A 7,063-nucleotide genomic window follows, 5' to 3' on the forward strand; every position below is an offset into this window, starting at 1 on the left:
AACTCTTATAGAGAAAGACATTTGGCGATTTTTGTTAATTGTTTTCTATCTAGAGCGAACTAATCAATTAAATCTCTTGCCAGATAAGGATTTAGTCGATTTATGCCACCCTATCGAACCATACTAAGTAACGAAGAACCCAGTTTTTTTGATTTACCGCGTCCGACTAGGCGTTCGTAAAAGGTTTTAATCACCGGATTATGACGCATAGCCACCACCGCCCCCATGTAAAGAGTCGCCCGAATCTGAGCGCGACCTCCCTGAATCATTCGCTTACCTTTATGTTGACCACTATCATGATTAATCGGTGCGACACCGACTAAGCGAGAGATTTGTTTGGCGGTTAATTGACCGAGTTCTGGTAAGTCGGAGACGAGAGTAGTAGAAATTACTTGACCAATCCCCGGCACGGTTTTGAGTAAATTGACTTTCTCGAGCCATTGTTGGTTAGCTTGGGTCAATTCCTCAATTTCTTGATTGAGTTTTTCGAGGCAGTTATCGAGATACTCAAGATGGGCTTCGATATCGACCAAAGCTTTACCGCGAGCGCGTTCCCGTCGGTTTTTTTCGGCAGTCCGCATCTCGACAAGTTGCCGGCGACGACTAATTAAGTCGCCCAATTGACGAGATTCTTCCGACTCAACCGCTAATATTTGCGGTTGCATTGCCTCGCCAAAATGAGCTAAGATTTGAGCGTCAATGGCATCGGTTTTGGCTAACTTACCAGTGGCTTTAGCAAAGTCTCTTCCTTGACGGGGATTGATTAAGGCGACGGGTAAACCCGCTGCTTGTAATTGAATCACCAGTTCAGTTTCTCAACCTCCTGTCGCTTCCAGAACGATGAGGTTGACAGTGTAGGATTTTAGGGTTTCGACCAGTTTAGATATGTCCTCCTTTGTGTTAGCAACTTTCATCGCTTTACCGAGGGGACGGAGGTAAACATCTAGGGTCGCTTTACTAATGTCAATGCCTACCCATTGAGAGATATTTTCCCTGATTAAACCTGAGAAATTGGCGGGATTAATGGTTATTTTCGAGAGCATCCCCTTGATTTTACTCATCCTTGCCCGATACGGTCTGTTAGCTTAACAATTGATTGTTTTCGCCACGACCCCGGCGACTGTTCGAGTTTTGTCAGGGAGATTATGGTGGTGACCCTTGCTACGAAGCGGTCTTTTCTGACCAAGGTTGGGACGGTCTACCACCTCTCTCAATATACAAGGTTGGGTTGACGCAAGGAAACCCAACTTCAGCACCCCAAGACTGTCTATAAGCAGGGAGAAGGGAGAGGGGAGAGGGGAGAAGAAGTCAGCGCATTTGTACTACTATTTTCCACGGGCAGTTTAAATACAGTACAGCTTAGAAGACGAACAACAAACCTCGAGAATTTGTCCTAGGATAATATTTGTCAGCTAAGAGGGGGATAATATGGGGACATTCTGGTTAAAAGTGAGAACTTTTGGGCAAAATATCTTAATTGGTTGGGGTTTAGTGCTATTAATCGGTTTTTATCACAGTATCAGCGCTAAATCTACCTCATTAATGATTGTTTATCCTCCCGATAATCATCAAACCACGGCCGCTAGAATCTTTTTTATTGGTTCTGCTCCTCCATCGGGTCAAGTTTTGCTCAATAATCAACCGATTCAACGCAGTGCTAAAGGATATTTTGCCCCTAGTTTTCCCCTACAAGTTGGCGAAAATAATTTCACTATTCGCTATCAAAACCAAACTATTAATCGTCAAATAATTCGTCGAGATACTCAAGCAGTTATTCCCCAAGAATTAGCTTTTGCTGATAACTCTCTCAGTCCTTCTGTCCATAGGACGAGGTTAGTGGGGGAATGGATTTGTTTTAGTGCGATTGCCACTCCCAAAGCTCAGGTTTCTGTGCAGTTAGGAGATAAAATTCTGCCTCTTTTACCCCAACCTCAAACCACAAAACTGCCTAGTAATGCCGCAGTTTTAACTAATCTCAATCAAGCGAAGTCCGCGGATAAAACTGGTTACTATCGAGGTTGTCAGCAGTTTAAACAAGTGACTAACCTAGGAAAACCTATTTTTACAGCACAATTAAATAATCGCTCGATTAGCCAACAAGGTCAAGGAGAAATTAACATTATTAGCGATCAAAATTTACCAGTGATTGAAATTATAGCTGCCCAAGGGTTAGCGCGCACAGGGCCGGGTAGTGATTATTCCCGTTTAACTCCTTTACCCCAAGGCACGAAAGCGAGAGTCACTGGGAAAGAAGGGGATTGGTTACGGTTAGATTATGGTGGTTGGATTTTAGAGCGAGAAACCCGTTTAATAGTCAATGAAGTCCTAGATAATGCTAATATTCGCGGTCTCTCTTCTCGAAGTATCAATCAAGCAACGGAAATTATTTTTCCCCTCTCCCATCCTGTACCGATCGCCGTGGCACAAGAAGATGATAAATTTATTTTGACCCTTTATAATACCATTGCCCAAACCGATACAATTTTTCTAGTGGCTAATCCTTTGGTCAGACGTTTAGATTGGCGACAAATTAACCCGACTACGATAGAATACACTTTTAATCTTAACCAAAAACAACAGTGGGGTTATAGTCTTCGTTACCAGGGGACAAATTTAATCTTAACCCTGCGTCATACCCCGGAAAAAAGTGATAATTTACAGGGCAAAGTTATTTTATTAGATCCTGGACACGGAGGTAAAGAAACCGGTGCTGTCGGTCCGACGGGTTACACAGAAAAAGAGATTAATTTGGTTATGTCTAAATTAATTAAACAGGAATTAGAAAAATTGGGGGCAACAGTTTATTTAACTAGAGAAACGGACATCGACCTATCCCTACCGGCACGAGTAGAGATGATTAATAATCTGCAACCAACCCTAGCAATATCGGTTCACTATAATGCTTTACCTGATGATGGAGATGCCTTAAATACTCAAGGAATTGGCATATTTTGGTATCATCCCCAGGCAGCGGATCTATCGGTTTTTCTCCACGATTATTTAACCAAAAATCTTAACCGTCCTTCCTATGGAGTATTTTGGAATAATTTAGCTTTAACTCGTCCCTATAGTAGTCCTTCATTGTTATTAGAGTTAGGATTTATGAGTAATCCTCAAGAATTTGAATGGATTACCGATACTCAGGCACAAAAACAATTAGCGCAAGTTTTAGCCGCCGGAATTAGCCAATGGTTTCAACAATCTGGGGTAATCGCTTCTAGTTAAGATTTAATCTCAATCGGAGGGAGATAAGCTTAAGTAGCTGGTTATAATTAAATTAAAAATGGATTTTAGGTTCGATCCCCCCTGCCCCCCTTAATAAGGGGGGTGCCGATAGGCGGGGGGATCCCCCCTGCCCCCCTTGATAAGGGGGGTGTCTGACAACTTTTAACGCCTACCTACTTAAATCTTTATGAAAAACCAAGCCCTAGCTGGAAAGCTGGTGATAGGATTTGCTGGAGTTTTTATCTTAATCTGAGGAAATTAAATCAAGTTCATGGAAAAAATGTTACCAGTGAACAGCAATCGGACAAAATAACTGCTAGATTACAAGGTATAGCCGATCACTCTCTGGTAGATATTCAAACAGCGATCGCTCTGTGAGAAAAATCTCTGGATTAGCCAACAACTAAAGATAGTTTACCTGAAAATTTCCCAACAATTCACGCCCTTATAGACAACTTGCTCGCAGCCCCCCTTATTAAGGGGGGATTAAGGGGGGATCAAAACCACCTTATTAAGGGGGGATCAAAACCACCTTATTAAGGGGGGATTAAGGGGGGATCAATTGCCCACCTCAAGGTTGGGGTGGCCCAATTAAATCCCACTCCTGTTATTATTCTTCTCTACCCATGACTAACTCTTTATATATCAGCACGACGGCAACGGGAAGCGGTAAAGCGTTAGTAGCTTTAGGAATTATCGACTTAATTCTCCGCAAAACTAATAAAGTTGCTTTTTTCCAGCCAATTGTTCTCGACTGTTCCGAAGGTCATCGGGACGAAGACATTGACTTAATCCTCAATTATTTTAAATTAGAACAAACCTACGAAGAAGCCTTCGGTTTATGTTACGAAGAAGTTAAGGATTTATTGGTACAACAAAAATTTGATGAAATCATTGAAAGAATTATCAAAAAGTTTAAAAACTTAGAAAAAAAATATGATTTTATCCTCTGTGAAGGTTCCGATTATCTGCAAGAAAATTCCGCCTTTGAATTTGAGCTAAATACAGAAATCGCCAAAAATCTCGGTCATCCCATCTTAATATTAGGTAATGCTCACAATCGCAGTATCGAAGATGCCCTTAGTCCGATCCTGATTTCCTGCGACACCTACCAAGATAAAGGTTGTACGGTGATTGGGATTATTATCAATCAAGCTGAAGAGGAAAAAATAGAGGAATTACGGAAAACCCTGACTAAAATTTTTCCCCCCCAAGAATATGCCCTAGGAGTGATTCCCCATAATGCCAAACTGAGCAGCCCGCGAGTGGCAGAAATCGCCCAACAATTACAGGCAAAAGTTCTCTACGGACAGCACAGATTAGATAGTTTAGCTAGTAACTTTCTGGTGGTGGCCATGCAGATGCAAAATGCCCTAGAGCGGTTAAAAGAAGATAGTTTAATTATCACTCCTTGGGATCGCGGCGATGTGATTATCGGGATGTTACAGGCCCACCAATCGGCCAATTATCCCCAATTAGCCGGTATAGTCTTAACAGCAGGTCATAGTCTCAATCCTTCGATCGCCCGTTTAATTGAAGGTTTGCCCGATCCTTTACCGATTCTCTCCGTCACCACCGATACCTATACCACGGCCGAACGCATCCACGAAGTGCAGACCACCCTGACCTCGACGGACTACGATAAAATTAACCTCAGTCTGCAGCTTTTTCACAGTAACATCAATCTCGATCGCCTAGAAGCGCAAATTCGCACTTTGCGGACCCAGGGGATTACCCCGAAGATGTTCACCTATAATCTCGTACAACAGGCCAAAGCGCAAAAACGTCACATCGTTTTGGCCGAGGGGACTGAACCGCGCATCCTCCAGGCAGCCACAGTTTTAATCGAACAGGATATCGTCGATTTAACCGTCTTGGGACAACCGGACGAGATCGAAATGGTGATTAAAAAACATGGTATCACTCTCGATCTCGATCGCCTGCAAATTATTGACCCCGTGGCTAGTCCCCATTTTGAAAGCTATGTGCAGACCCTCTACGAAGCGAGAAAAGCCAAGGGAATGAATCTGGATCTGGCCCGGGATTATGCACAGGATGTCTCCTATTTTGCCACTTTAATGGTGTATCGAGGCGATGCTGATGGTATGGTATCGGGGGCGGTGCATACAACTCAACACACGATTAGGCCTGCACTCCAGATTATCAAAACTAAGCCCGATTGTGCGATCATCTCCTCGGTCTTTTTTATGTGTCTAGAGGATCGAGTCTTGGTCTATGGGGATTGTGCGGTGAATCCCGACCCCAGTGCCGAGGAATTAGCCGAAATCGCCCTATCTTCTGCCGAAACCGCCCAAAAATTCGGAATTGAACCGCGAATCGCCCTGCTTTCCTATTCTTCGGGTCAATCGGGCCAGGGAGAAGACGTGGAAAAAGTCCGACAAGCGACCAAAATCGCTAGGGAAAAACGCCCCGATTTGAAGCTAGAAGGGCCAATTCAGTACGATGCGGCGGTGGATAAGGAAGTAGCTGCCCAAAAAATGCCGGGGTCAGAGGTGGCGGGCCAAGCGACGGTGTTTATTTTTCCTGATCTGAATACAGGTAATAATACTTATAAAGCCGTGCAGCGGGAAACGAAAGCTTTAGCGATTGGTCCAATCCTACAGGGATTAAAAAAACCCGTCAATGATCTCAGTCGCGGTTGTACCGTTCCCGATATTATCAATACGGTGGTAATCACGGCAATTCAATCCCAATCTTTTTGAGTTATCGTCATTTCAGATCAGTCCGATACATTCTAGACAGATAAAACCCTTATGATACCAAATCCGTTTTTAATAGTGTGATTAACTCTCAAGTTATGAATTGTTTCTTCCCACACCCCACTTCCCTATCACCCCACTTCCCCCCGCAACGCGCACGCAGTGACCACCCCACTATCCTATACTTTTTAAACAGGATTTAGTATGAACTCTGGACTTGATATTCTCAATCTTAATTGAAATGACTATAGCCGTTAGGGACTTGCGTGGGAATAATATCCCAATCGATCGGAGGGCGCAAGCTTTGCGCCCCTACAGTAACGGATTTTGTCCACAATGTAGGGGCGAACTGCGTTCGCCCAAAAGGTACATTATCAAAGCGCAAGTCCCTTGGGTGTTGGGGAGTGGGGGGCAGCTAAAGGAATGACATTTCTAGATGGATAGATCATAATTGAATTAATTGGCTAATTTAAGCTTATTTCCCCATAGCTACTGACGAATTACAAAACCTCGAAGATAATATTCAACGCTTAAAACAACAATTAGCGGGAAAGCGAAACACTTTAGTCACAATTGCACCGGAAGAAAAAGTTAAGCTAAACGGCGCTTAACCTGCATGATCCAACAGCTATAACCCTTTTGGAGTCTATATCGGTGATCCGAAGTAAAAGCCGTTTAGCTTAGGATCGAGCAGCAGCTCGAAGATTTACGCCAACAAATTCGGAATTTTGAACGAGAAAAATGGGATTTAATCGCCAGCGAGAGTCAAGAAGCATCCTTTCCCGATGCCGAGGTAATGGTAGCAGAAATTATCACAGAAGTGACGGCAATTACCACAGAACCACCCCCGCAACTTGCTTCTGTACAAATCTTAGAATTATTAAACCAAATTCTATACTTTGCACGGCTACAACTTGCATTTTTTACTCAAGGACAATAATATAGTTTAAGAGTCATAATTAGAAGCAAAGCACTCATTAAAAACATGATTAACCTAGAATTCACGGAAGAAGAAAAGAACTCACTGTATTATGAAAGATTTCATCATCCCCATCCCCGGGTTCAACTGAAGATGGAAGTTCTCTGGTTAAAGAGCCAAAAGATACCGCACAAAAAAA

3 protein-coding genes and 2 pseudogenes are annotated in these 7,063 nt (G+C 43.1%); 4 read left to right on the forward strand and 1 reads right to left on the reverse strand.

Annotated elements, in window-relative coordinates; translation table 11 throughout:
• Positions 1 to 140 precede the first annotated feature (140 nt).
• Positions 141 to 1,043, reverse strand: a pseudogene (locus IM456_RS22685) (IS110 family RNA-guided transposase); the annotation flags it as partial.
• Between the two features lie 385 nt (positions 1,044 to 1,428).
• Here IM456_RS22685 and IM456_RS22695 point away from each other — a divergent pair.
• The 4 genes and pseudogenes from IM456_RS22695 to IM456_RS22710 form a co-directional block, all read left to right on the forward strand.
• Positions 1,429 to 3,225 (forward strand): N-acetylmuramoyl-L-alanine amidase family protein, encoded by a 1,797-nt coding sequence (locus IM456_RS22695; RefSeq protein ID WP_287693098.1) that lies wholly within the window; start codon positions 1,429 to 1,431, stop codon positions 3,223 to 3,225.
• A gap of 626 nt (positions 3,226 to 3,851) precedes the next feature.
• Positions 3,852 to 5,948 (forward strand): phosphate acetyltransferase, encoded by a 2,097-nt coding sequence (pta, locus tag IM456_RS22700; RefSeq protein WP_287693099.1) that lies wholly within the window; start codon positions 3,852 to 3,854, stop codon positions 5,946 to 5,948.
• A gap of 793 nt (positions 5,949 to 6,741) precedes the next feature.
• Complete coding sequence (locus IM456_RS22705; RefSeq protein WP_253881386.1) at positions 6,742 to 6,885, forward strand: hypothetical protein; 144 nt, start codon at positions 6,742 to 6,744, stop codon at positions 6,883 to 6,885.
• 45 nt (positions 6,886 to 6,930) lie between these two features.
• Positions 6,931 to 7,063 (forward strand): annotated as a pseudogene (locus IM456_RS22710) (IS630 family transposase); the annotation flags it as partial.

This window comes from Microcystis sp. M079S1, from assembly GCF_020246425.1.
In the GTDB taxonomy this organism is placed as follows: Bacteria; Cyanobacteriota; Cyanobacteriia; order Cyanobacteriales; family Microcystaceae; genus Microcystis; species Microcystis aeruginosa.

Bases quoted from the DNA above. Each gene is read 5' to 3' on its own strand.
- IM456_RS22705 (WP_253881386.1), top strand. From the start codon at position 6,742: ATGGTAGCAGAAATTATCACAGAAGTGACGGCAATTACCACAGAACCA.
- pta (WP_287693099.1), top strand. From the start codon at position 3,852: ATGACTAACTCTTTATATATCAGCACGACGGCAACGGGAAGCGGTAAA.
- IM456_RS22695 (WP_287693098.1), top strand. From the start codon at position 1,429: ATGGGGACATTCTGGTTAAAAGTGAGAACTTTTGGGCAAAATATCTTA.